The organism is Nocardia sp. IFM 10818 (genome assembly GCF_054655275.1).
The window spans coordinates 7,911,426-7,935,144 of sequence record NZ_BAAHJH010000001.1 but is presented as its reverse complement, the minus strand read 5'-3'; the positions used below and the strand labels follow the sequence as shown (position 1 = coordinate 7,935,144).

The window sequence follows — 23,719 nt, the reverse complement described above, 5'->3', positions numbered from 1 at the left end:
CAACCTTGCACTCGGGAGTGCTGAGTGCTAGAAATGGCTTTGGCACTCCATACCCGTGAGTGCTAGGTCGGGACGGTGAGGCCAATCAAGGTCGTCCGTCGCGGGCACCGAGCCTGGCCAGATCGTGTCAATCCCCTGATCTGGAGGATCTCAACGCAATGGCCAAGACAATTGCGTACGACGAAGAGGCTCGCCGCGGTCTCGAGCGCGGTCTGAACAGCCTCGCCGACGCTGTCAAGGTGACCCTGGGCCCCAAGGGCCGCAATGTCGTGCTGGAGAAGAAGTGGGGCGCCCCCACCATCACCAACGACGGCGTCTCCATCGCCAAGGAAATCGAGCTCGAGGACCCGTACGAGAAGATCGGCGCGGAGCTCGTCAAGGAAGTTGCGAAGAAGACCGACGACGTCGCGGGTGACGGCACCACCACCGCCACCGTGCTCGCCCAGGCTCTGGTTCGCGAGGGCCTGCGCAACGTCGCGGCCGGCGCCAACCCGCTGGGCCTGAAGCGCGGCATCGAGAAGGCCGTCGAGGCCGTCACCACCAAGCTCCTCGCCACCGCCAAGGAGGTCGAGACCAAGGAGCAGATCGCTGCTACCGCGGGCATCTCGGCCGGCGACTCGTCCATCGGTGAGCTCATCGCCGAGGCCATGGACAAGGTCGGCAAGGAAGGCGTCATCACCGTCGAGGAGAGCAACACCTTCGGCCTCCAGCTGGAGCTCACCGAGGGCATGCGCTTCGACAAGGGCTACATCTCCGGTTACTTCGTCACCGACCCGGAGCGTCAGGAAGCGGTCCTCGAGGATCCGTACATCCTGCTGGTCGGCTCGAAGATCTCGACCGTCAAGGACCTGCTGCCGCTGCTGGAGAAGGTCATCCAGGCCGGCAAGCCGCTGCTGATCATCGCCGAGGACGTCGAGGGCGAGGCCCTGTCGACCCTGGTCGTGAACAAGATCCGCGGCACCTTCAAGTCCATCGCCGTGAAGGCCCCGGGCTTCGGTGACCGTCGCAAGGCCATGCTGGCCGATATCGCCATCCTGACCGGTGGCGAGGTCATCAGCGAAGAGGTCGGCCTCTCCCTGGAGACCGCCGGTCTGGAGCTGCTGGGCCAGGCCCGCAAGGTCGTCGTCACCAAGGACGAGACCACCATCGTCGAGGGCGCGGGCGACGCCGAGGCCATCAAGGGCCGCGTCGCGCAGATCCGCACCGAGATCGAGAACTCGGATTCGGACTACGACCGCGAGAAGCTGCAGGAGCGCCTGGCCAAGCTGGCCGGCGGTGTTGCGGTCATCAAGGCCGGCGCCGCGACCGAGGTCGAGCTCAAGGAGCGCAAGCACCGCATCGAGGATGCCGTGCGCAACGCCAAGGCCGCCGTCGAAGAGGGCATCGTCGCCGGTGGCGGCGTGGCCCTGCTGCAGTCGGCTCCGGCTCTGGACGAGCTGTCCCTCACCGGTGACGAGGCCACCGGCGCGAACATCGTCCGCGTCGCGCTGTCGGCTCCGCTGAAGCAGATCGCCTTCAACGCCGGCCTGGAGCCGGGCGTCGTCGCCGAGAAGGTCTCGAACCTTCCGGCCGGCCACGGCCTGAACGCCGACTCGGGCGAGTACGTCGACCTGCTGGCCGCCGGCGTTGCCGACCCGGTCAAGGTGACCCGCTCGGCGCTGCAGAACGCCGCCTCCATCGCGGCGCTGTTCCTCACCACCGAGGCCGTCGTCGCCGACAAGCCGGAGAAGGCCGCCCCCGCGGGCGACCCGACCGGCGGCATGGGCGGCATGGACTTCTGAGTCCTGCCTTCCGGCAACCAGTTTCGAACCGGGGACCGGCTCACCTTCGGGTGGGCCGGTCTTCGGCGTTTCCGGGGGCGGATCGGTCGGTGAATCGGTCGATGCCGGTGGGGCGCAGTATTTCTGGTGGATCTTGTCGGTGGGTTCCGACAAGATCGGAACCGGTTTCGGATCCGGAACCGTTCTGATGGGGAGAAATTCAGATGTTTGCACTGCGCAAGGTGGTATTGGGGCTCGCGGTCGTCTCGGCGGTGGCGGTTACCGGCGGGGCGGGAACGGCTGCGGCCGAACCCGGGCCGGACGGTCGCTACTACGGCTCGCTCGCCCTCGCGACGAACACTCCGGAGGGGGCCGTGTGGGGCGTCACCTGGAACTACCCGTCGCAGGAGGAAGCCGATCGGGACGCGGTCGACGAGTGCGGTTACTCGAACTGCTCGGTCATCGCCCGTTTCGTGGACGAGTGCGTGGCGCTGGCGAAGCGTGACGGCCGCTATGCCACGGCGGTGGGCCCGACCCGGGCCGATGCGGAGCGCGCGGCGATCGCCGCCTTCGGCCCGCCGCGGCCGGCGACCATGAGCGCGGCGGCCAGCGAGGCCAAGCTGCTGGATTCGGAGTGCAGCGGCTACGCGAGCTGAGCGTCGGCCGATCGCGGCCCGGCCTACCTCCGCGGTGGGCCGGGCCGCGGCGTTTTCAGGGCCGGGTGGGCAGGGCGGTGAGGTCGGCCATGACAGCAGCGGTACGACGGTCGCGCGGGTGCGACGGTGTCTGGTCTACCTTCGAATCCATCGCGAGAACAGTGTTCTCGCATCGGAGCACAACACAGGATCGAGGACGCCATGTCCCTGCATATCGTTATCGGAGCCGGCCCGGTCGGCACGGCCGCCGCCCGCCTGCTGGCCGACCGGGGCGAGCGGGTTCGCCTGCTGACCCGCCGCGGCGCCGGTCCCGAGCATCCCGCCATCGAATTGATCGCCGCCGACGCGACGGACGCGCCCACGCTGATCGGTCACGCCGATGGCGCGACCGCGCTCTACCAGTGCGCGGGGATGCCCTACAAGAACTGGGCCACGGACTTCCCGCCGCTGGCCGCGGCCTGCGTGACGGCGGCGGAGAAGACCGGCGCGGTGCTGGCAACCGTCGGAAACCTCTACGGCTACGGCGAATTCGATGGACCGGTCGACGAATCGCATCCGCTGCGACCCAATTCGGTGAAGGGGCGGGTGCGGGCCGAGATGTGGAATTCGGCCCTGGCGGCGCATCGGGCGGGCCGTATTCGCACCGTCGAGGTGCGCGGCTCGGATTACCTGGGGGCGGGCGCGAATTCGACGTTCACCGCCATGGCGTTGCCCGCGCTGCTCGCCGGGAAGACGGCCATGGTGCCCGCCGATCCGGATGCGGCGCACAGCTGGACCGCCATCGACGATGTGGCGCGCACCCTGGTCGCGGCCGCCGCCGATGACACCGCGTGGGGCAGGCCGTGGCATGTGCCGACGCCGCCGCCGATGTCGATGCGCGCCTTGGCCGAACTGGTCGCGTCCGTCGCGGGCGCACCGCCGGCGCGGGTGAGCCGGATGCCCTATGCCCTGCTGTGGGTGGCGGGCCTGTTCAATGCGGACGCGAAGGAGATCCGCGAGCTGCGCTATCAGTTCGACCGGCCCTTCGTGCTCGATTCCACCGCGGCCACCGCGCATTTCGGTATCGAGCCCACCCCGACCGAACAGGCGGTCCTGGCCATGGTGCAGGACCGCCGCGCCGGTCAGCCCAAGGGCTGAGCGAAGCGCAGGTGGTTGCCCCAGGGGTCGGCGAAGCCGCAGTCGCGCATGCCGTAGGGCTGGTCGATGAGCGGCTGCTCGACCTCGGCGCCGGCGCTCTGGAGGCGCTCGAACAGGGCGGTCACATCGGGGACGCTGAAGATCAGGGTGCCCTGGGCGCGGCTGTCGAGGCGGGTCCGGGCCGCCGCGCTCGCCTCGGTGGAGGGATTCATGGCCGGGGTCTCCAGCAGGATCTCCAGGCCGGGCTGCGCGGCCGGGCCGACGGTCAGCCAGCGGGCCTCGGGGAGGAACGGCATGTCCTGCCGGACCTCGAAGCCGATGATGTCGCGGTAGAACTCGACCGCCTTGTCCTGGTCGTCGACCAGGATCGAGACGTGGGTGAGGGTGAAGTCATTGCTCATGGCTGATCTCTCTGGTTGGTGCCGCCGGGAACATCGGTGCAGACGCCCGGTACCGCAGAAACTAATCGGTCCGTTCGAGCTCTTCGGAAAACCGGAAGAAAATTCTGACGGTCGTGTCGATCGATGCCGCTCCCCGTTCGACCCAGTGGTGAGAGGGTCGAGAGGGACCCGGACAACCGAGGAGACACCGCCGTGAAATACATGCTGATCTTCCGCGCGACCGATGAGGCGATGAAGGCGATGCAGGACATCGACTTCGAGGAGATGTTGAACGCGATGGGACAGTTCAACGACGAGCTGATGCGGGCGGGCGTGCTGCTCGCCGCGGAGGGTCTCGATGATGCGAGCGAGGGCGTGGTCGTCGACTACTCCGCCGAGCCGCCGATTGTCACCGACGGGCCGTACGGCGAGACGAAGGAGTTGTTCGGCGGCTTCTACCTGCTGAATCTGGCCTCGAAGGAGGAGGCCGTGGAGTGGGCCAAACGCCTGCCCATGACCCGGCCCGGCATCAAGACCGAGATTCGCCGCGTCCCCACCATCGACGAATTTCCGCAGGACAACGAGTGGGTTCAGAAGGAACGCACGTGGCGTGAGCAGACCGGTCAGCTCTGAGCCGGCCGATGGGCGATCCCACCGGGCGTGAGGCCGTAGCCGCCATCTGGCGGATCGAATCCGCGCGCATCGTCGGTGCGCTGGCGCGCTATACCGGCGATTTCGCGCTGGCCGAGGATCTCGCCCAGGAAGCGCTGGCGGAGGCATTGGTGACGTGGCCGCGCGAAGGCGTGCCGCGCAATCCGGCCGGCTGGTTGCTGACGGTCGGCCGCCGCCGCGCCATCGACGCCTTCCGCCGCCGCTCCGCGCTCGACGAGCGCTATGCCGCCCTCGCCCGCGACTTGGGCGAGGGCGGCGCCGTGGCGGGCGGCGCGCCCGCCGAACCGTCCGGCGACGTGCTCTGGGATCCCGATCGGATCGACGACGACGTGCTCGCCCTGATGTTCATCGCCTGCCACCCGGTGCTGTCCCGCGAAGCCCGGGTGGCGCTGACCCTGCGCGTGGTGGGCGGCCTCACCAGTGACGAGATCGCCAAGGCGTTCCTGGTTCCGACCGCCACCGTCCAAGCCCGCATCACCCGCGCGAAGAAGACCCTCGCCGCCGCCCGGGTCCGGTTCGAACTGCCGTCGGCGGCGGAACGCACCGAACGCCTGGGTTCGGTCTTGAGCGTCATCTACTTGATCTTCACCGAGGGCTCCTCCGCCAGCTCCGGCGATGAGCTGATCCGCTTCGACCTCGCGGGGGAAGCCCAGCGCCTGGCGCGGGTGCTCACCCATCTCGCCCCGAACGAGCCCGAGGCGCACGGACTTTCGGCGCTGCTCGATCTCACCGCCGCGCGCTTTCCCGCGCGCACCGCCCCGAACGGCGACGCGGTCCTGCTGGAGGACCAGGACCGCCGCCGCTGGAATCACGCCGAGATCCGCCGTGGCCGCGCCGCTCTCGCGCGCGCCGAGCGATTGGGCCGCGGGCTGGGCGCCTACGGGTTACAGGCGGCGATCGCCGAATGCCATGCGGTGGCGCGCTCGGTGGCGGATACGAACTGGGAGCGCGTAGTCCTCATCTACGAGGCGCTGGGCCGGCTCGCGCCGTCCCCGATCGTGGATCTCAATCGCGCCGCCGCGGTCGCCATGGCGCGGGGCCCGGCCGCCGGCTTGGCCATCGCCGACGATCTGGTCGCGACGGGCGCGCTGGCGAAGTCGCATCTGCTTCCGACCGTGCGCGGCGAACTGCTCGTCCGGCTCGGCCGGACCGCCGAGGCCCGCGACGAATGGAAGCGCGCGATCGACAGCTGCGGAAACGAGCGCGAGCGCGGGCTGTTGCGCCGCAAGCTCGCCGACCTCGACGAGAGTGAGCAGAGAGGAAACCGATGACGGATTCGAACCATATGCCCTCCTTCCGTTCCGACCAGATCGGGTCGACGGCCATCGACCAGTTGGTCGAGGTGCTCGATATGCAGGCCGCCTTGCCCGGTATCCGGCGGCTGCGGGAGTGGGCGCAGCAGGCGCTGGCGGTGCGCGCGGGGGAGCGGGCGCTGGATATCGGGTCCGGAACCGGGTCGGAGGTATTCGAATTCGCGCACCGGGTGGGCGCGGCCGGATCGGCGGTCGGCGTGGACCCGAATCCCGCCATGCTCGCGGTCGCGCGGGCCCGGGCCGCCGAGATCGGGGCGGACGCCGAGTTCACCGAGGCGAGCGTGTACCGGATGCCGTTCGAGGACAACAGTTTCGACGCGGTGCGCTGTGAACGCGTCTATCAGCACCTGGATGATCCGGCGGCGGCGACCGCGGAGATAGCCCGCATTCTGCGCCCGGGCGGGCGGGTGGTGCTGATCGACAGTGACTGGTACACCGCCATCACCCATCCCGGGGATCCGGAGGTGGTGGCCGCCCTGGACGCGGACGCCCTGGCGCGCAGTACCAATCCCGGGTCGGGACGGTTGTTGCGCGGTCTGCTGGTGCGGGCCGGATTCGTCATCGACGACATCGGTTCGCAGGCCCTGATCTGGGATCCGGAGGCCGTGCTGCCGATGGAGCGGATGTTCACCGAGACCGCCGTCGCCGAGGGCGTCATTACCGCCGCGCAGGCCGCGCAGCTGTTCGCGGATCTCGAAGCCGGTGTGCGCTCCGGCGACTTCCATATGTCCGTCACCATGTTCGCGGTGCTGGGACATCTGGAGGGCTAGTCGCCGGCCGCGCCTCAGGGGTGGGGGTGGCGTTCGGACAGGGTGACCGCGGCATCGATGGGGCGGATGCCGAGGCGGGCCGCGGATTCGGCAATGGTCGCCTGGGTGTCGGCGTCATTGGGGTGGGTGGGGTCGTAGAGGAGTTCCACCAATTCGATGGCGGCCATGGCTTCGGCCTTGGTGAGCAGGCGGCCGGGGAGCCAGCTGACGCGCCAGGTGTCGTGCGGGCCGGGTAGTCGTTCCGCGAACTCGTCGACGAGGGCGCTCGTGATCGACCAATCGCAGACGTACACACAACCAAGGTCGTACTCCGGGCGTCCGCTTTCAAGAGTTTGATCCGCCAGCTACGAGACCACTTGGTACTAAACGCGCAATTCGGGCCTCTGACCAGGCGATTTGACATCACTTCGGGGCAACACGTAACTTATTCCAGGTCAGAGCGACACGGACACCGACCCGGAGCCCCGAGGGCCTGGGAAACGAGGTTGGACGAGGAGCGCCTGATGATCACACTAGCTCCACTTGACCAGCGGATTTGGTTCTGCTGCGACAGGCGAGCTAAGCTGTAAAAGTTGCCTCACGATCGAGCGGGACAAAGAGCCCGGGAGATCGTTTGTGCGTGTGTTCTTTGAGAACTCAATAGTGTGTCGATGAATGTCAGTGCCAAATATTTAATTTGGTTCCGGCTCTCGCCCCCCGTGTGAGGGTCGGACATTTAGTCAGCTAATTTCCGGCTGGCGTTATCTTGCTGGGTTTTCGGACTCACGTGATTTTTCTGATTGGTCCTTCGGGATCGATTGAGAGTCTTCAACGGAGAGTTTGATCCTGGCTCAGGACGAACGCTGGCGGCGTGCTTAACACATGCAAGTCGAGCGGTAAGGCCCTTCGGGGTACACGAGCGGCGAACGGGTGAGTAACACGTGGGTGATCTGCCTCGTACTCTGGGATAAGCCTGGGAAACTGGGTCTAATACCGGATATGACCACGCACTGCATGGTGTGTGGTGGAAAGATTTATCGGTGCGAGATGGGCCCGCGGCCTATCAGCTTGTTGGTGGGGTAACGGCCTACCAAGGCGACGACGGGTAGCCGGCCTGAGAGGGCGACCGGCCACACTGGGACTGAGACACGGCCCAGACTCCTACGGGAGGCAGCAGTGGGGAATATTGCACAATGGGCGAAAGCCTGATGCAGCGACGCCGCGTGAGGGATGACGGCCTTCGGGTTGTAAACCTCTTTCGACAGGGACGAAGCGCAAGTGACGGTACCTGTAGAAGAAGCACCGGCCAACTACGTGCCAGCAGCCGCGGTAATACGTAGGGTGCGAGCGTTGTCCGGAATTACTGGGCGTAAAGAGCTTGTAGGCGGTTCGTCGCGTCGATCGTGAAAACTTGCAGCTCAACTGCGAGCTTGCGGTCGATACGGGCGGACTAGAGTACTGCAGGGGAGACTGGAATTCCTGGTGTAGCGGTGAAATGCGCAGATATCAGGAGGAACACCGGTGGCGAAGGCGGGTCTCTGGGCAGTAACTGACGCTGAGAAGCGAAAGCGTGGGTAGCGAACAGGATTAGATACCCTGGTAGTCCACGCCGTAAACGGTGGGCGCTAGGTGTGGGTTTCCTTCCACGGGATCCGTGCCGTAGCTAACGCATTAAGCGCCCCGCCTGGGGAGTACGGCCGCAAGGCTAAAACTCAAAGGAATTGACGGGGGCCCGCACAAGCGGCGGAGCATGTGGATTAATTCGATGCAACGCGAAGAACCTTACCTGGGTTTGACATACACCGGAAAGCCGTAGAGATACGGCCCCCCTTGTGGTCGGTGTACAGGTGGTGCATGGCTGTCGTCAGCTCGTGTCGTGAGATGTTGGGTTAAGTCCCGCAACGAGCGCAACCCTTATCTTATGTTGCCAGCGCGTCATGGCGGGGACTCGTGAGAGACTGCCGGGGTCAACTCGGAGGAAGGTGGGGACGACGTCAAGTCATCATGCCCCTTATGTCCAGGGCTTCACACATGCTACAATGGCCGGTACAGAGGGCTGCGATACCGTGAGGTGGAGCGAATCCCTTAAAGCCGGTCTCAGTTCGGATCGGGGTCTGCAACTCGACCCCGTGAAGTTGGAGTCGCTAGTAATCGCAGATCAGCAACGCTGCGGTGAATACGTTCCCGGGCCTTGTACACACCGCCCGTCACGTCATGAAAGTCGGTAACACCCGAAGCCGGTGGCCTAACCCCTCGTGGGAGGGAGCCGTCGAAGGTGGGATCGGCGATTGGGACGAAGTCGTAACAAGGTAGCCGTACCGGAAGGTGCGGCTGGATCACCTCCTTTCTAAGGAGCACTTCTGCACTACCGCCTCACACAGGTGAGCGCTGGTGTGCCAGAGACCGTTTAGTCCTCACTCGTAGGACTGCGGACGCTCATGGGTGGAACGCTGACAATCTCTCCCGCACATGGAGGAAGCCAAGTCTTTCTTCGCGGTTGATATATCGACACACTGTTGGGTCCTGAAAGAACAGACGTTCTTTCCAGGCAAAAAACGACGAGACTGGCTTTCAGTCATACCGCGGGACATTGGTTCCGGCTGGTGCTGAGTCAAGGGTTGGTCTTGTGTGTTGTTTGAGAACTGCACAGTGGACGCGAGCATCTTTGTTAGTAAGTGTGTAAGAGCGTACGGTGGATGCCTTGGCACCAGGAGCCGATGAAGGACGTAGGAGGCTGCGATAAGCCTCGGGGAGCTGTCAACCGAGCTGAGATCCGAGGATGTCCGAATGGGGAAACCCAGCACGAGTGATGTCGTGTTACCCGCGCCTGAATATATAGGGCGTGTGGAGGGAACGTGGGGAAGTGAAACATCTCAGTACCCACAGGAAGAGAAAACAACAGTGATTCCGTGAGTAGTGGCGAGCGAAAGCGGAAGAGGCTAAACCAGGAGCGTGTGATAGCCGGCAGGCGTTGCGTTCTTGGGGTTGTGGGACCTACTTTCTCACTGCTGCCGCAGTGAGCGAAAGTCAGAAAAGATCGCGTTAGTCGAATTGGTCTGGGACGGCCAACCGTAGACGGTGAGAGTCCGGTAGACGAAAACGTGTTCTCTTTCGTAGTAGGCACCCGAGTAGCAGCGGGCCCGTGAAATCTGCTGTGAATCTGTCGGGACCACCCGATAAGCCTGAATACTACCTGGTGACCGATAGCGGACTAGTACCGTGAGGGAAAGGTGAAAAGTACCCCGGGAGGGGAGTGAAATAGTACCTGAAACCGTGCGCTTACAATCCGTCAGAGCCTTCGTTTCGACGTGGGGTGATGGCGTGCCTTTTGAAGAATGAGCCTGCGAGTCATCGGTGTGTGGCGAGGTTAACCCGTGTGGGGGAGCCGTAGCGAAAGCGAGTCCGAATAGGGCGCCGCAGTCGCACACTATGGACCCGAAGCGGAGTGATCTACCCATGGCCAGGGTGAAGCGACGGTAAGACGTCGTGGAGGCCCGAACCCACTTAGGTTGAAAACTGAGGGGATGAGCTGTGGGTAGGGGTGAAAGGCCAATCAAACTCCGTGATAGCTGGTTCTCCCCGAAATGCATTTAGGTGCAGCGTCACGTGTTTCACGCCGGAGGTAGAGCTACTGGATGGCCTAGGGGGCCCACAAGCTTACCGAAGTCAGCCAAACTCCGAATGCCGGTGTGTGAGAGCGTGGCAGTGAGACTGCGGGGGATAAGCTTCGTAGTCGAGAGGGAAACAGCCCAGATCGCCGGCTAAGGCCCCTAAGCGTGTACTAAGTGGAAAAGGATGTGGGGTCGCGAAGACAACCAGGAGGTTGGCTTAGAAGCAGCCACCCTTGAAAGAGTGCGTAATAGCTCACTGGTCAAGTGATCCTGCGCCGACAATGTAGCGGGGCTCAAGTACACCGCCGAAGCCGCGGCACTCAGTCATACAGATCGCCTTCGGGCCAGTCGACTGGGTGGGTAGGGGAGCGTCGTGTAGCCAGGGAAGCAGCGGTGTGAACCAGCTGTGGAGGCTGCGCGAGTGAGAATGCAGGCATGAGTAGCGAAAGACGAGTGAGAAACTCGTCCGCCGAATGACCAAGGGTTCCTGGGCCAGGTTAATCCGCCCAGGGTGAGTCGGGACCTAAGACGAGGCCGACAGGCGTAGCCGATGGACAACGGGTTGATATTCCCGTACCCGTGTACCCGCGCCCAATGGCGAGCCGGTTTTGCTAACTGTCCAAAACCCAAAAGACTTCCTTCGGGAAGCTGGAGGGGGCTGCACAGGACCCAGACCGTAGTAGTCAAGCGATGGGGTGACGCAGGAAGGTAGCTGGGCCAGGTGATGGAATACCTGGTGTAAGCGTGTAGGCCGAGTGATAGGCAAATCCGTCACTCATACAGGCTGAGACGTGATGCGTAGCCGATTGAGGCGAATTCAGTGATCCTATGCTGCCGAGAAAAGCCTCTAGTGAGTTGGTACACGGCCCGTACCCCAAACCGACACAGGTGGTCAGGTAGAGAATACTAAGGCGATCGAGATAACTGTGGTTAAGGAACTCGGCAAAATGCCCCCGTAACTTCGGGAGAAGGGGGACCCGATCTGGTGATAGGACTTGCTCCTGGAGCTGGGTTGGGTCGCAGAGACCAGAGAGAAGCGACTGTTTACTAAAAACACAGGTCCGTGCGAAGTCGTAAGACGATGTATACGGACTGACGCCTGCCCGGTGCCGGAAGGTTAAGAGGACCGGTTAGCGCTTCGGCGCGAAGCTGAGAATTTAAGCCCCGGTAAACGGCGGTGGTAACTATAACCATCCTAAGGTAGCGAAATTCCTTGTCGGGTAAGTTCCGACCTGCACGAATGGCGTAACGACTTCTCTGCTGTCTCAACCACAGACTCGGCGAAATTGCATTACGAGTAAAGATGCTCGTTACGCGCGGCAGGACGAAAAGACCCCGGGACCTTCACTATAGCTTGGTATTGGTGTTCGGTACGGTTTGTGTAGGATAGGTGGGAGACTGTGAAAGCCACACGCCAGTGTGGTGGGAGTCGTCGTTGAAATACCACTCTGATCGTATTGGACCTCTAACCTCGGACCCTGATCGGGTTCAGGGACAGTGCCTGGTGGGTAGTTTAACTGGGGCGGTTGCCTCCCAAAATGTAACGGAGGCGCCCAAAGGTTCCCTCAGCCTGGTTGGCAATCAGGTGTCGAGTGCAAGTGCACAAGGGAGCTTGACTGTGAGACCGACAGGTCGAGCAGGGACGAAAGTCGGGACTAGTGATCCGGCACCGGCAAGTGGAAGCGGTGTCGCTCAACGGATAAAAGGTACCCCGGGGATAACAGGCTGATCTTCCCCAAGAGTCCATATCGACGGGATGGTTTGGCACCTCGATGTCGGCTCGTCGCATCCTGGGGCTGGAGTAGGTCCCAAGGGTTGGGCTGTTCGCCCATTAAAGCGGCACGCGAGCTGGGTTTAGAACGTCGTGAGACAGTTCGGTCTCTATCCGCCGCGCGCGTCAGAAACTTGAGGAAGGCTGTCCCTAGTACGAGAGGACCGGGACGGACGAACCTCTGGTGTGCCAGTTGTCCCGCCAGGGGCACGGCTGGTTGGCCACGTTCGGAAGGGATAACCGCTGAAAGCATCTAAGCGGGAAGCCTGTTCCAAGATGAGGTTTCTCACCCCCTCGAGGGGGTAAGGCCCCCAACAGACCATTGGGTTGATAGGCCGGAACTGGAAGCCCGGTAACGGGTGCAGGTGACCGGTACTAATAGGCCGAGGACTTACCAACAAAGAAGCTACGCGTCCACTGTGCGGTATCTGAAACAACACACGCCATGTGCTGCAACCACGGTTGCGCCGCGTGGATAGTTTCATAGAGTTACGGCGGCTATAGCGGTGGGGAAACGCCCGGTCCCATTCCGAACCCGGAAGCTAAGGCCACCTGCGCCGATGGTACTGCACTCGACAGGGTGTGGGAGAGTAGGACACCGCCGGAACATCATTCGCGAAACCCCCTGACTTCGGTCAGGGGGTTTCTGCGTATCTACAGGGTTTTCGGCAATCCGAACGGCTCGAACCGTGCGGAACCATGAAATGCCACAACCCTTTCGATGCCCGAGGGCGTCACGGTCAGCACCTGGATCGAATGCGCTTCGCCGTTCTGGTACAGCGCGAACGCGGGCTGGCCATTGGCCGTCGTCGCAATCATGCGCGCACCACCGGCCTGGGACGGGCATTGGGTGGTGATCAGCTCGATGATCATGTCCCTCCCGGTGAACCATTCCCGGATCGGCGGCATCTCCCAGACCGCCTCTGTCTTCAGCAGATTCGCCAAGGTCTCGGTGTCGAAGGATTCGAAGGCCGCCGCCCAGCGGTCCAGCACCACGCGGACAGCCGGGTCGTCGGGTTCGGTGATCAGCTCCTCCTCGGTCTTCCGATCGGCGAGGGTGGCGTGCGCGCGCTGCAAGGTGCTGTTGACCGCCGCGGGGGTGGTGCCGAGCAGCTCGGCGACCTCACCGGCCTTCCAGCGCAGCACATCGCGCAGGAGGAGCACGGCGCGCTGCCGGGGCGGCAGGTGCTGCCAGACGGCGATGAGGGCCAGCCGCATATCGTGCCGGGCGGCAATGATGGCGGCGGGATCGGTGGTCTCGGGTTCGATCAGCACATCCGGCATGGGTTGCAGCCAGGGCACGGTATCCGCGTCGGTGCCGATTCGCTCGGGATGCGCGGAGGGCCCGGTGAGCCCCGACGGCAGCACCCGCCGGCTGCTGTGCTCGAGCGCATTGAGGCAGGCATTGGTGGCGATGCGGTACAGCCAGGTGCGCATCGACGCCCGTTCCTCGAATTCGCGGTAGCCGCGCCAGGCCCGCAGCATGGTCTCCTGCACCAGGTCCTCGGCATCGTCGACCGATCCGAGCATGCGGTAGCAGTGCGCGAGCAGCTCCCGCCGGTACGGCATGGTGCGCGCGGCGAACTCTTCGGTATCGATCATCCGCAGTCCTTTCGGCCGGGCACGTGAGGGGCCCCTCCTGTATCGACCGCCCGCGCACCCGGAAGTCATCGGTGCGCGCCCGATGACTTTCCGCCGCCCGCCGGTCGGTATCTGCGAAGTCCCGATCGGAAGGAACCTCGTGAGTACACCGACAGTTTCGCGGGCGACGCAGCGCTGGGTGCTCGCCCTCGCCGCCATCGCGTCCATGATGGCGGCCCTGGACACCCTGGTCGTCGCGACCGCCCTCGGCACCATCCGGGAGGACCTGAATGCCTCCCTGGCCACCCTGGAATGGACGGTCAACGGCTACAACCTCAGCTTCGCGGTACTCCTGATCACCGCCGCGGTGCTCGGCGACCGCTTCGGCCGCCGCCGTATGTTCGCCACCGGTCTCGGCATTTTCGTCGTGGGCTCGGCCGCCTGCGCGGTATCGGATTCGGTCGCCCTCCTGATCGCGGCGCGCGTGCTCCAGGGCGTTGGCGCGGCCCTCATCATGAGCCTGGCGCTGGCGCTGGTCAGCGCGGCCTTCCCCGCCGAGCGCCGCGGTATGGCGATCGGAATCCTGGAGGGCGTAACCGGTTTGGCGGTCGCCTGCGGTCCCCTCGTCGGCGGCGCGATCGCGGAGGGCTTGTCCTGGCAGTGGATCTTCTGGATCAACGTGCCCCTCGGATTGATCGCAATCCCCTTGGCGCTGACCCGCATCCTGGAGAGCCACGGCACCGACACTGATATCGACGCCACGGGCCTGCTCCTGGTGACCGCCGGCGCACTGGGTATCGTCTGGGGCCTGGTCCGCGGCAATATCGCGGGTTGGTCGTCCCCCGAGATCCTGCTGACCCTCGGTGGCGGCATCACTTTGCTGGCCGTCTTCGCGCTCTGGGAATCCCGCACGCCCACACCGATGTTCCCGATCCGCATGTTCACCTCCCGCGGCTTCGCGGCGGGCAATACCGCGATCTTCCTGACCTTCGCGGCCCTGTTCGGCGCGGTCTTCTTCTACGCGCAGTTCATGCAGCTCGTCTTCGATTACGGCCCGCTGGGCGCGGGCCTGCGCCTGCTCCCCTGGACCCTGACCCTCTTCGTGTGTGCGCCGATCGCCGGGGCGCTGGCGGATCGGATCGGCGAGCGGCCGATCATGGCGCTCGGCCTGCTGTTGCAGGCGGCGGGCATGGCCTGGATCGCCTTGATCGCCGAGACCGGAATGTCGTACGCCGCACTGGTGCCGCCGCTGGTGCTGTCGGGAATCGGTGTGTCGATGGCTATTCCGACCGCCCAGAGCGCAGTCGTCGGCGCGGTCGAGCACGGCGCCATCGGCAAGGCCGCCGGCGCCAACAGCATGATGCGCGAACTCGGCGGCGTCTTCGGAATCGCCGTGGTTGTAGCTGTTTTCGCCGGTTTCGGCAGTTACGGTTCGTCCGCCGATTTCGTGGCCGGTTTCGTTCCCGCGGTCGCGGTCGGCGCGGCACTGTCCGTGCTCGGCGCGGCCGTCGCACTGGCGCTGCCCGCGCACTCGAAGCACGTGGACGGCCCGGAAGTCGCCGTGGCTTCCGGGCCGTCGCCCGCTGGGTTCAGAGCGGCGCCGTAGCTCGCTCCCGTCACGCGGCGTCGAGGGCCGCGGTGATCTTCCGGATCATCTCGGCCGTGACGGGGCTGGGCGCGCCCTTGCCCGCCTGGGTGGCGGCGTCGATGGCGACCAGGACCGTATTGCGGAAGTTCTCGGCCTCAGCGGGATCCTGCTGCCCCAGCAGGCTCATGGCGGCGGTCAGGGCCGGGAGCACCTGGTCGGCGAGTTCGGCGACATTCTTGCCGCTGAGCTTGATGTCCTTGGCCTTCGCGTTGAGGACATGTCCGACCAGTCCGGTCGCGGAGGTGAGGGCGATGCTGCCGGCGGTGGAGGCCCGGTGCGCTGCTCCGGTGGCGGAGATCAGGGAGACGGCGCCGTAGGCGGCGGTGCGGAGGGTGGCCTTGTGCTGGTCGGTGAGGGCGATGGTGGTCATGATGGGCTCCTTCGAATCTGGTCTGTCTTGGTGTCTGTCTTGGTGACGGAAAGAAGATTCGCCTGCGGCGCTGACAGCCCGCTGCCACCGTGCTGACACCACCGCTGACATCGGGGGCCGACGGAAAATGCGGTGCGACTGCCGGATCCCGCTGTTACGGTTGCGATCGCGGGCTCCGACCACCGGGGCTCGCGATCTGTGACTCGAACAAGGAGGGAGCCGGTGATGCGTGATCGTTCCGCCATCGTGGCCGCCCGTTCGCGGTTCGAGGTGATCCTGGTGTCTTCGCCGGTTCGGTGCCGGCTGCGCGGCCGGTACTGAGTACCCGGGCGATTCGTTATTCCTGACCCCTGAGTGGGTGGGCGCCGCTCGTGCGGCGTCGTCCGGGGAATCGCGCTGTTCTGTTCTGGATCAGCACGAAGGGCTGAAGACTGTGCGTACCAATGTTTCTCGTGAGAATCTGGCTGCTGTTCGCAATCTCGGAATCCTCGCGCACGTGGATGCGGGGAAGACCACCGTCACCGAGCGAATGCTGTACCTGGCCGGGGTTATTCACAAGCACGGGGAGGTGCACGACGGGACCACCGTGACCGATTTCGATGCGCAGGAGCGGGAACGGGGCATCACGATCTTCGCGGCGGCTGTCGCGTGTGAATGGGATGCGCACCGGCTCACGGTGATCGATACCCCGGGGCATGTGGACTTCTCCGATGAGGTGGAGCGGTCGCTGCGGGTGCTCGATGGGGCCGTTGCCGTGTTCGATGCGGTGGCGGGGGTCGAGCCGCAGAGTGAATCCGTGTGGCGGCGGGCCGATGGGTACGGCGTTCCGCGGATTGCGTTCGTGAACAAGATGGACCGTGCCGGAGCCGATTTCGGTGGTGCGGTGGCCTCCATCCGGGAGCGGTTGCATGCGGCGGCGGTGCCGGTGCAGCTGCCGATCGGCGCCGAGGGCGGATTCACCGGCGTGGTGGATCTGGTGCGGATGCGCGCTCTGGTCTGGGAAGCCGGGACGCCGGCGGTGGTACCGATCCCGGCTGATCTCGCCGGAGCTGCTCGACTCGCCAGGAAGGAGCTGGAAGAGGCAGTGGCGGAACGGCATTCGGCCGCGCTGGAGGAGTTCGTCACGGCCTCGGCGCTATCGGACGCCGTACTGGGCGCGGCGCTGCGCGAGCTGACCCTGCGGGGTGAGATCGTGCCGGTGCTGTGCGGTGCGGCCTATCGGGATATCGGGGTCGAGCCGGTGCTGGACGCGGTGGTGGCGTATCTGCCGTCGCCGCTGGACCGGCCGCCGGTGCGCGGCGGTGCTGTCGAGCTCGCCGTCGATCCCGCGGAATCGCTTGCGGCGCTGGTGTTCAAGGTGCATGTCACGAATACCGGCAGGCTCACCTTCGTGCGCCTGTACTCCGGCGCGCTGCGCAAGGGTGACACCGTGCTGGATGCGGGAACCCGTCGGCGCGAACGGGTGTCGCGGATTCTGCGGGTGCAGGCCGACCGGCACGAGGAGGTGGAATCGGCCGTGGCCGGTGACATTGTCGCGCTGGTCGGCCCGAAGGCGGCGCGCGTGGGTGCGACCCTGTGCGCGGCCGGGGCGCCGGTGCTGCTGGAACCGCCCACGGTGGCGGAACCGGTGGTGTCGGTCGCGGTGGAGGCTCGCGACAATGCCGAGGCCGAACGGCTGGCCGCGGCATTGGCTCGCCTGGCCGAGGAGGATTCTTCGCTGGTGGTGCGCACCGATCCCGAGACCGGGCAGACGCTGCTGTCCGGGCTGGGTGAGCTGCATCTGGAGGTCGCGGTGGAGAAGATCCGCCGGGATCGCGGGATCGCGGTGAGCGTGGGCCGGCCGCAGGTCGCGTACCGGGAGACCGTGCTGCGGGGCGTGTCCGGGATGGTGTACCGGCATGTCAAGCAGGACGGCGGTGCGGGGCAGTGGGCGCACATCGTGTTCGATGTGGAACCGCTGGGCGAGCCGGGGACCACGGGGATGGAGTTCCGCTCCACCGTGGTCGGCGGCCGCGTACCCGCCGAGTTCGTGCGGGCGGTCGAGGCCGGCTGCCGGGATGCCCTGGCGGCGGGTCCGCTCGACGGCTATCCGGTGACTGGTGTGCGGATCACGCTGACCGACGGGGCCACGCACTCGAAGGACTCCTCGGAGTTGGCGTTCCGGGCCGCGGCCCGCTTCGGTGTCCGAGAAGCGCTGCGCGCCAGTGTGATCGGACTGCTGGAGCCGATCGCGGAGCTGACGGTCACCGCGCCGGAAGAGTTCGCCGGTGCGGTACTGGGTGATCTCGCCGCCCGGCGCGGACGCGTCACCGGTTCGGTCACCCGCACCGGGTCCGTGGTGGTGACGGCCGCGGTGCCGCTCGCCGAATTGTTCGGCTACGCAACACGTTTGCGCAGCCGCACCCAAGGCCGCGGCACCTTCACCACGAGGCCGCAGGGCTATGCCCTCGCACCTGCACGGTGAGCCCTCGTCGGCACGTGAGTACTCGTCGACACGTGAGTACTCGGTCAGCTGGGTGAGCACTCGGCCGGCCGAACGCCGGTGGCGGGTCGATCCTTCGATCGGCTTCGCCACCGGCTTCACCGCGGGATGCGGCGATTCAGTCCTTGACGAGGATGGCGCGGGTGTAGAGCAGGTCGAAGCCGCTGCGCTGGGCGTTCTGCTGGGATTTGGAACCGGGCTGGGTGGTGATGACCGCGATATCGCAGCCCGCCGCCTTCGCAAGGCCGAGACGGCTTGCGAGCAGGGCGGATTGGATGCCGTGGCGGCGGTGGGCGGGGCGGGTGGTGGCGCCGGTGAGCTGGGCTACGCCCCGGGAGATGCGCATGCTGGCGCAACCGGCCGTCTCGCCGTCGCGGCGGGCGAGGAAGCGCTGGACGCCGGCGGCCGCGGTGATGTCGCGCATGGCATTGGCGAGGATGTCGCGGGGGAATTCCTCGTGCGAGGCCACGCCCTGGGTGTCCGGATTGGCGAAGCCCTCGGCGGCGATATCGATCCAGAGGTCGAATTCGCTGTCGGCGCTGGGGCGGATCTCGATGCCCGCGGGGCGGACGGCCTCCGGATCGTCGTCCAGGGCGCGGCCGAGGACGTTCTCGAAGTTGACGAGCCGATAGCCGCGACCGGTGAAGAGTTCGGCGAGGGCCGGATCAGCGAGGTGGGCCAGCTCGACCTGGACGGGGGTCTTGCGCTCGGCGTAACGCGCCTCGATGGCGTCGAGTTCGGCCGGTTCGGGAACGCCCGCGAAACCGAGCCCGGCCACCTTGTCCAGGGGCGACCCTTCCTCCGCGAAGGCCGCGACACCGCCCGCGATCGGGATGGTGAACCCGCCTGCGCCCGGCCGCCGGGCCGCGGCGGCGGCGCTACCGGCGATGATCAATTCGGTTTCGACGCCTTCGAGGCGGGCGGCGAGTTCGGTGCTGCAGAACAGGGATCGGCGGGCGTCGCTCATTTATCCGAGGGTATGCCGGGCGATGGCCCGCAGCCAGCGAATATGCGGCGGGAGGCGCGTCGCGGCGACCGGTGCGCCGAACGTATGGTCGGTGGGTGGCTCATGATCAACCGGTGGACGGCGCGAACGGACCCGTTGTCGGGTTCGACCTGGATATGACGCTCATCGATTCCCGCCCGGGCATTGCCGCGGTGTGGGATGCGGTCGCCGCCGAGACCGGCGTGCCGATCGACTCCGCACTGGTGGTGTCGCGCCTGGGCCCGCCGCTGGCGCACGAGGCCGCGGAGTGGTTTCCGCAGGACCAGGTGCCCGGGGTGGTGGCGCGCTATCGCGAGCTGTACCCCGACCTCGCGATACACCCGTCCGGTCTGCTGCCGGGCGTGGTCGACGCCATCGCGGCCGTGCACAAGGCCGGTGGCCGGGTGCTGGTGATCACCGCCAAGAACGGCCCGCAGGCCCGGCTGCACGTCGATCATCTCGGCCTGGACGTGGACGATCTGGTCGGCGGGGTGTGGGCGGAGGAGAAGGGCGCGGTGCTGCGCGAGCACGGGGCGTCCATTTTCGTCGGCGACCATCTCGGCGACGTCCGCGGCGCGCAGGCGGCGGGCGCGTTCTCGGTGGCGGTGACGACCGGTCCCTATGCGGCGGAGGAATTGTCGGCCGAGGGCGCGGATGTGGTGCTCGCCGATCTCACCGAATTCCCGGCCTGGTTCGCGCGGCACCTAGAGGGGTAGCGGATCCAGCGCCAGCGTCACGGCTTCGAGCGGATCCTTGGCGGCGAGGGCCGCGGGAACCGGGCGGCCCTCGGCGTCGAGTATCCGCCAACCCCGCAGGGACACAATGGGTATCCGGCGGCGATGATTGGCGAGCGCGAGTTCGGACAGCGTGCCCCAGGAGCCGCCGATGACGATGACGGCGTCGGCGGAGGCCACCAGGATGGCATTGCGGGCCTCGCCCATATTCGTGTAGAGCACCGCGGACAATCCCGCGCAGGCCCCGGCGCGGTCGCTGTCGGGCCGCACGCCGATGACGAGACCGCCTGCGCGGGAAGCGCCTTCGGCGACGGCCGCCATCACCCCGGTGCCGCCGCCGCACAGCACGGTGGCCCCGGCCTCGGCGAGTAGTCGCCCGACCTCGGCGGCGTGCGCGGTCTCGAGCTGAGTGCAGTCGCGCGGCCCACAGACCGCTACCTGAATGGCCGGCATGGCCATTCAGGCTACGCCCGGTCGCGGACTATCACCCGGCGGCGCGCGCCGCCCGCGCCTCCTGGAAGGGCAGGCGGTCGAAGATGAAGCGACTCTTGGCGATGAGCCCGTTCTCGACCGTCACGAGTTCGGCGCCGGGCGCGCTCGGCACCGTGTCCGTGGCGGTGTCGTACATGACGAGCGCGGTGCGTTCGTCGCCGAAGACGGCCAGGATGTGGGCGCTGCGCAGGATCTCCGCGTAGGGGGCGATGAAGGCGCGGTAGGCGTCCGCGCCCTCCATGCGGCCGTAGGGGGCGTCGCAGACGATGTCCGGGGCGATGTAGGTCATGGCCTTGTCCACATCGTGGCCGGTCCAGGCGTCGAAGTAGGCGAGGGCGACCCGGGTGGCGGGGGTGGTGTGCACGGTCATGTCGATACCTCCGTTGGGAATGGGGAACACAGGGATAGACACCGGCGCGGGCGGAAACGGACCGGTGCACGCCGCGCCGTTGTCGGTGGCAGGTGTGAGGATGGGGCCATGACCGAGGCGCTCACGGCGGCCTGTGCGGGGGATGAGCAGGCGTTCCGCGAACTCACCGATCCGTACCGGCGGGAATTGCAGCTGCACTGCTACCGCCTGCTCGGCTCACTGCAGGATGCCGAGGACGTGGTGCAGGAGACGCTGCTGGCGGCCTGGCGCGGGCTGGCGGAGTTCGAGGGGCGGTCCTCGGTGCGGACCTGGCTGTACCGGATCGCGACCAATCGCGCGCTGAATGTCATGCGCAGCTCGCGGCGCCACCCGGTGCAGCCCATCCCCTTCGAGGTGCCCGAGCCCACCGCGCGCGACGAGATGCAGTGGTTGCAGCCGTATCCGGATGAGCTGCTCGATGCCGACCCCGAAAAGCGGTATCAGGACCGGGAATCGGTGGAGCTGGCCTTCATTGTGGCATTGCAGCAGTTACCGCCGCGGCAGGCGGCCGTGCTGGTGCTGCGCGAGGTGCTGGAGTTCTCCGGGGCGGAGGCCGCCGAGTTGCTCGGCACCAGCCCGGCGGCGGTGAAGGCGGCGCTGCAGCGCGCCCGCGCGACCCTGGACGCGCTGCGCGCGCCGGGCGAGCGGCCGCCGGCTTCGGGCTCGGCCGCCGAACGCGCGCTCACCCAGCGTTTCTCGGAGGCGTTCACCAATCGCGATGTGGACGGCATGGTCGAGTTGCTGACCGATGACGCCTGGCTCACCATGCCGCCTTATCCGCACGCTTATCGCGGCCGGGATGCGATTGCCGTTTTCCTGCAATACATTCCGATTGTTCGCTATGGATATCCGGTGCGGCTCGCGCGGATTCGCGCAAATACCCAGCCCGCCCTCGCCATCTACTCGATGCGTGACGGTACGGAGGTGTTCGAGCTGTCCGGATTGCTGGTGCTCACCCTGTCCGGCGACCGTATCGCCGCGCTCACGCACTTCTCGCCAACCGGGCTGCTCCCCGCCTTCGGGCTCGGCGCCGGGGCAGGTCACCAGGATGTCGCGCGCGGGCGGAAAAATAAGTTCTAAAATTATCCTGCAAAAGTATTCCGTCCGGTTCGCCCGCTCTGTATCGTGTTGAATGGCAAATGATCAGTGACTTTCGGGCTAATGCGACAACGGACCCAGGGTCTCCCCCCGTCCCGCGTTCCGATCCCGGGCGGTACCCCTGCCAAAACCGGCCGCCCGTGGATGCGTCGTAGCTGCTCGAGGCGCTGAGCCAACTTTCGGCTATCGCGCGGTATGCCGGAGGTGCAAACGAAGGGCCCGATCCATGACGAGGGGATCGGGCCCTTCGGTATTGTCTGGCGCAATGTCACAGGAAACGAACGCGGGAAGAATGTACGCCGGGCAGCCCGTAGAAGACCGGCAACGGCAGCGTCGTGCGCGTTTTCTGGAGTCGGGGCTGACGGTGTTCGCGCGAGACGGTTACGCCAACAGCAGCGTCGGCGCCATCTGCAAGGACGCCGGACTCTCCTCGCGGCAGTTCTACGAGGAGTTCACCGGGCGCGAATCGCTGCTACTCGAGCTGTACGAACAGATCGACCGCGAATCGCGGGAAGCCGTGGCCGCCACCATCGCCCAGCATTCCGACGCCAGTGCGATCGACATCATCGACGCGGCCGTGCGCGCCTATATCGAGTCGATCGGGCGCGATCCCCGCAAGGCGCGGGTCGCGCTCGTCGAGGTCGTCGGCGCGGGGCCGAAGGTCGAGAAGTTCCGCCTGGAACTGCGCCGCGCCTGGGGCGCGCTACTCGCCAGCGCCGCCGAGGATGCCGCCATGCACGGCGAAATCCCGCCCGGTGACTACGAAATGCGCGTGCTGGCCATTATCGGCGCGGTCAACTACGTCGTCGACGCCTGGAGCGGCTCGGAGCCGCGTCCGCCGCTCGACGATGTCATCCGCGTACTCCGCCGCATCATCATGGGCGCCGTCAGCGCCTGATTCCTTCCCCCACCCGCCAACCGCCGTCGGCCGCACCGGCATCCACTTCGTGGTGTCGCGCCGACGGCGGCCTCATATGCGGGGGTAGCGTGCGGCGCATGGAGACTGTGCCGATTCGGATGCCGGACGGAACGACCGTCCCGGTGCGCTTGATTCCGGCGAAAGGTGCGCATCGGCATGCCATCACGCCGGATGCGCCGCGGCCCGTGGTGGTGATCGTGCCCGGGCTGGGAGTGCCGGGGGAATTCTATTCGCTGTTCGGAATGCCTTTGGCAGCACGGGGCTTCGATGTGGCGTTGCTGGAGTTGCGTGGAAACGGCGACAGTGAGCCGAAACCGGGGCCGTCGAGCAGCTACGGGTATCAGGAATTGGTGTCGGTGGATTTCCCGGCGATGTTCTCCGTAGTGCGCGACCGATTTCCGGACAGCACGCCGTATCTGCTCGGCCACAGCATGGGCGGGCAGCTGGGCGTCATGTACGCCTCCCGCATTCGCGGGCGGCTCGGCGGGCTGATCCTGGTCGCCTCCGGGACGCCGTACCACCGCGGCTATCGGGGGCTGGCCGCGCCCGGATTCCTGCTGGGCAGCGCCGCGATCTCGTTGACCGCCAACCTTGCCGGGTTCTGGCCCGGCGACACGATCACCGCCGGCGGGTTCGGGCGGCAGTCGAAGGTCCTCATCGCCGATTGGGCGCGGCTGGCCCGCTCGGGCCGATTCGAGCCCGCCGGAGCGGATATCGACTACGAGGAGCGCATTGCGCGGCTGAAACTGCCGGTGCTGTCCATCACCCTGGCCGGTGACGATCTCACTCCGCCCGGGTCGGCCCGGCACCTGCTCGACAAACTTCCCAAGGCCGACATCACCACCTGGCACAACCCGGCCCCGCTCGGCCACAACGGCTGGATCAGCGATCCCGCCTCGACGGTGGACTGCGTCGAGAAGTGGCTGCGCGACCGCTGATCCGGCTCCGCCGG

19 protein-coding genes and 3 rRNA genes are annotated in these 23,719 nt (G+C 66.2%); 15 read left to right on the top strand and 7 right to left on the bottom strand.

What is annotated here, in order from left to right:
* Positions 1–158 precede the first annotated feature (158 nt).
* The 3 genes from groL to ACYQ5L_RS36765 all read left to right on the top strand — a co-directional run bounded on the left by groL (position 159) and on the right by ACYQ5L_RS36765 (position 3,553).
* A complete protein-coding gene (gene groL, locus ACYQ5L_RS36775) occupies positions 159–1,781 on the top strand; it encodes a chaperonin GroEL (protein WP_379196903.1) in 1,623 nt (540 codons plus the stop codon).
* A 203-nt stretch (positions 1,782–1,984) separates the two neighbouring features.
* Positions 1,985–2,416: a DUF4189 domain-containing protein gene (locus ACYQ5L_RS36770; RefSeq protein WP_459962830.1), complete on the top strand. Its 432-nt coding sequence runs from the start codon at positions 1,985–1,987 to the stop codon at positions 2,414–2,416.
* Positions 2,417–2,617: 201 nt separating this feature from the next.
* Complete coding sequence (locus ACYQ5L_RS36765) at positions 2,618–3,553, top strand: NAD-dependent epimerase/dehydratase family protein (protein WP_459962829.1); 936 nt, start codon at positions 2,618–2,620, stop codon at positions 3,551–3,553.
* Here ACYQ5L_RS36765 and ACYQ5L_RS36760 read toward each other — a convergent pair.
* A complete protein-coding gene (locus ACYQ5L_RS36760; protein WP_459962828.1) occupies positions 3,538–3,954 on the bottom strand; it encodes a VOC family protein in 417 nt (138 codons plus the stop codon). The genes ACYQ5L_RS36765 and ACYQ5L_RS36760 overlap by 16 nt on opposite strands.
* A gap of 192 nt (positions 3,955–4,146) precedes the next feature.
* Between ACYQ5L_RS36760 and ACYQ5L_RS36755 the strand changes: the two genes are divergently transcribed.
* The 3 genes from ACYQ5L_RS36755 to ACYQ5L_RS36745 are packed head-to-tail and all read left to right on the top strand — an operon-like array spanning position 4,147 to position 6,688.
* Positions 4,147–4,566, top strand: coding sequence for a YciI family protein (locus tag ACYQ5L_RS36755; RefSeq protein ID WP_459962826.1), 420 nt, complete (start codon positions 4,147–4,149; stop codon positions 4,564–4,566).
* A gap of 8 nt (positions 4,567–4,574) precedes the next feature.
* Positions 4,575–5,876 carry an RNA polymerase sigma factor gene (locus ACYQ5L_RS36750; protein WP_459962825.1) on the top strand — a complete coding sequence of 434 codons (1,302 nt, stop codon included), beginning with the start codon at positions 4,575–4,577 and terminating at the stop codon, positions 5,874–5,876.
* The gene (locus tag ACYQ5L_RS36745; protein WP_459962823.1) at positions 5,873–6,688 is read left to right on the top strand and encodes a methyltransferase domain-containing protein; all 816 of its coding nucleotides are present in this window, start codon (positions 5,873–5,875) and stop codon (positions 6,686–6,688) included. The genes ACYQ5L_RS36750 and ACYQ5L_RS36745 overlap by 4 nt, the downstream gene beginning before the upstream one ends.
* Before the next feature lie 14 nt (positions 6,689–6,702).
* Here the strand turns inward: ACYQ5L_RS36745 and ACYQ5L_RS36740 are convergent, their stop codons facing one another.
* The gene (locus ACYQ5L_RS36740) at positions 6,703–6,981 is read right to left on the bottom strand and encodes a hypothetical protein (RefSeq protein WP_459962822.1); all 279 of its coding nucleotides are present in this window, start codon (positions 6,979–6,981) and stop codon (positions 6,703–6,705) included.
* A gap of 514 nt (positions 6,982–7,495) precedes the next feature.
* Between ACYQ5L_RS36740 and ACYQ5L_RS36735 the strand changes: the two genes are divergently transcribed.
* The 3 genes from ACYQ5L_RS36735 to rrf all read left to right on the top strand — a co-directional run bounded on the left by ACYQ5L_RS36735 (position 7,496) and on the right by rrf (position 12,656).
* Positions 7,496–9,014, top strand: a 16S ribosomal RNA gene (locus tag ACYQ5L_RS36735).
* A gap of 322 nt (positions 9,015–9,336) precedes the next feature.
* Positions 9,337–12,448, top strand: a 23S ribosomal RNA gene (locus tag ACYQ5L_RS36730).
* Positions 12,449–12,539: 91 nt separating this feature from the next.
* Positions 12,540–12,656 (top strand): 5S ribosomal RNA (rrf, locus tag ACYQ5L_RS36725).
* The 16S, 23S and 5S rRNA genes sit together here, the layout of an rRNA operon.
* A gap of 47 nt (positions 12,657–12,703) precedes the next feature.
* Here rrf and ACYQ5L_RS36720 read toward each other — a convergent pair.
* A complete protein-coding gene (locus ACYQ5L_RS36720; RefSeq protein WP_459962821.1) occupies positions 12,704–13,651 on the bottom strand; it encodes a sigma-70 family RNA polymerase sigma factor in 948 nt (315 codons plus the stop codon).
* Positions 13,652–13,790: 139 nt separating this feature from the next.
* Between ACYQ5L_RS36720 and ACYQ5L_RS36715 the strand changes: the two genes are divergently transcribed.
* On the top strand, positions 13,791–15,236 hold the full coding sequence (locus ACYQ5L_RS36715; RefSeq protein WP_459962820.1) for an MFS transporter: 1,446 nt from the start codon (positions 13,791–13,793) through the stop codon (positions 15,234–15,236).
* A gap of 10 nt (positions 15,237–15,246) precedes the next feature.
* Here the strand turns inward: ACYQ5L_RS36715 and ACYQ5L_RS36710 are convergent, their stop codons facing one another.
* Positions 15,247–15,648, bottom strand: coding sequence for a hypothetical protein (locus tag ACYQ5L_RS36710; protein ID WP_459962819.1), 402 nt, complete (start codon positions 15,646–15,648; stop codon positions 15,247–15,249).
* Positions 15,649–16,081: 433 nt separating this feature from the next.
* Here ACYQ5L_RS36710 and fusA point away from each other — a divergent pair, with 433 nt between their 5' ends.
* Positions 16,082–18,112 (top strand): elongation factor G, encoded by a 2,031-nt coding sequence (fusA, locus tag ACYQ5L_RS36705; protein WP_459962817.1) that lies wholly within the window; start codon positions 16,082–16,084, stop codon positions 18,110–18,112.
* Between the two features lie 136 nt (positions 18,113–18,248).
* Here fusA and ACYQ5L_RS36700 read toward each other — a convergent pair whose 3' ends face one another.
* On the bottom strand, positions 18,249–19,076 hold the full coding sequence (locus ACYQ5L_RS36700; RefSeq protein ID WP_459963650.1) for a GNAT family N-acetyltransferase: 828 nt from the start codon (positions 19,074–19,076) through the stop codon (positions 18,249–18,251).
* A gap of 116 nt (positions 19,077–19,192) precedes the next feature.
* Between ACYQ5L_RS36700 and ACYQ5L_RS36695 the strand changes: the two genes are divergently transcribed.
* Positions 19,193–19,831 carry an HAD family hydrolase gene (locus ACYQ5L_RS36695; protein WP_459962816.1) on the top strand — a complete coding sequence of 213 codons (639 nt, stop codon included), beginning with the start codon at positions 19,193–19,195 and terminating at the stop codon, positions 19,829–19,831.
* On the opposite strand, the gene ACYQ5L_RS36690 is transcribed toward ACYQ5L_RS36695, so the two are convergent.
* Both ACYQ5L_RS36690 and ACYQ5L_RS36685 read right to left on the bottom strand, forming a co-directional pair.
* Entirely contained in the window at positions 19,820–20,302 is a 483-nt protein-coding gene (locus ACYQ5L_RS36690) for an SLOG cluster 4 domain-containing protein (RefSeq protein WP_459962815.1), read from the bottom strand. The two genes, ACYQ5L_RS36695 and ACYQ5L_RS36690, sit on opposite strands and share 12 nt — an antisense overlap.
* Before the next feature lie 31 nt (positions 20,303–20,333).
* A complete protein-coding gene (locus ACYQ5L_RS36685; RefSeq protein ID WP_459962814.1) occupies positions 20,334–20,711 on the bottom strand; it encodes a nuclear transport factor 2 family protein in 378 nt (125 codons plus the stop codon).
* Between the two features lie 108 nt (positions 20,712–20,819).
* Between ACYQ5L_RS36685 and ACYQ5L_RS36680 the strand changes: the two genes are divergently transcribed.
* The 3 genes from ACYQ5L_RS36680 to ACYQ5L_RS36670 all read left to right on the top strand — a co-directional run bounded on the left by ACYQ5L_RS36680 (position 20,820) and on the right by ACYQ5L_RS36670 (position 23,705).
* A complete protein-coding gene (locus ACYQ5L_RS36680; protein ID WP_459962813.1) occupies positions 20,820–21,830 on the top strand; it encodes an RNA polymerase subunit sigma-70 in 1,011 nt (336 codons plus the stop codon).
* Between the two features lie 283 nt (positions 21,831–22,113).
* Complete coding sequence (locus ACYQ5L_RS36675) at positions 22,114–22,746, top strand: TetR/AcrR family transcriptional regulator (RefSeq protein ID WP_459962812.1); 633 nt, start codon at positions 22,114–22,116, stop codon at positions 22,744–22,746.
* A 98-nt stretch (positions 22,747–22,844) separates the two neighbouring features.
* Positions 22,845–23,705 carry an alpha/beta hydrolase family protein gene (locus ACYQ5L_RS36670; RefSeq protein WP_459962810.1) on the top strand — a complete coding sequence of 287 codons (861 nt, stop codon included), beginning with the start codon at positions 22,845–22,847 and terminating at the stop codon, positions 23,703–23,705.
* Positions 23,706–23,719 lie beyond the last annotated feature (14 nt).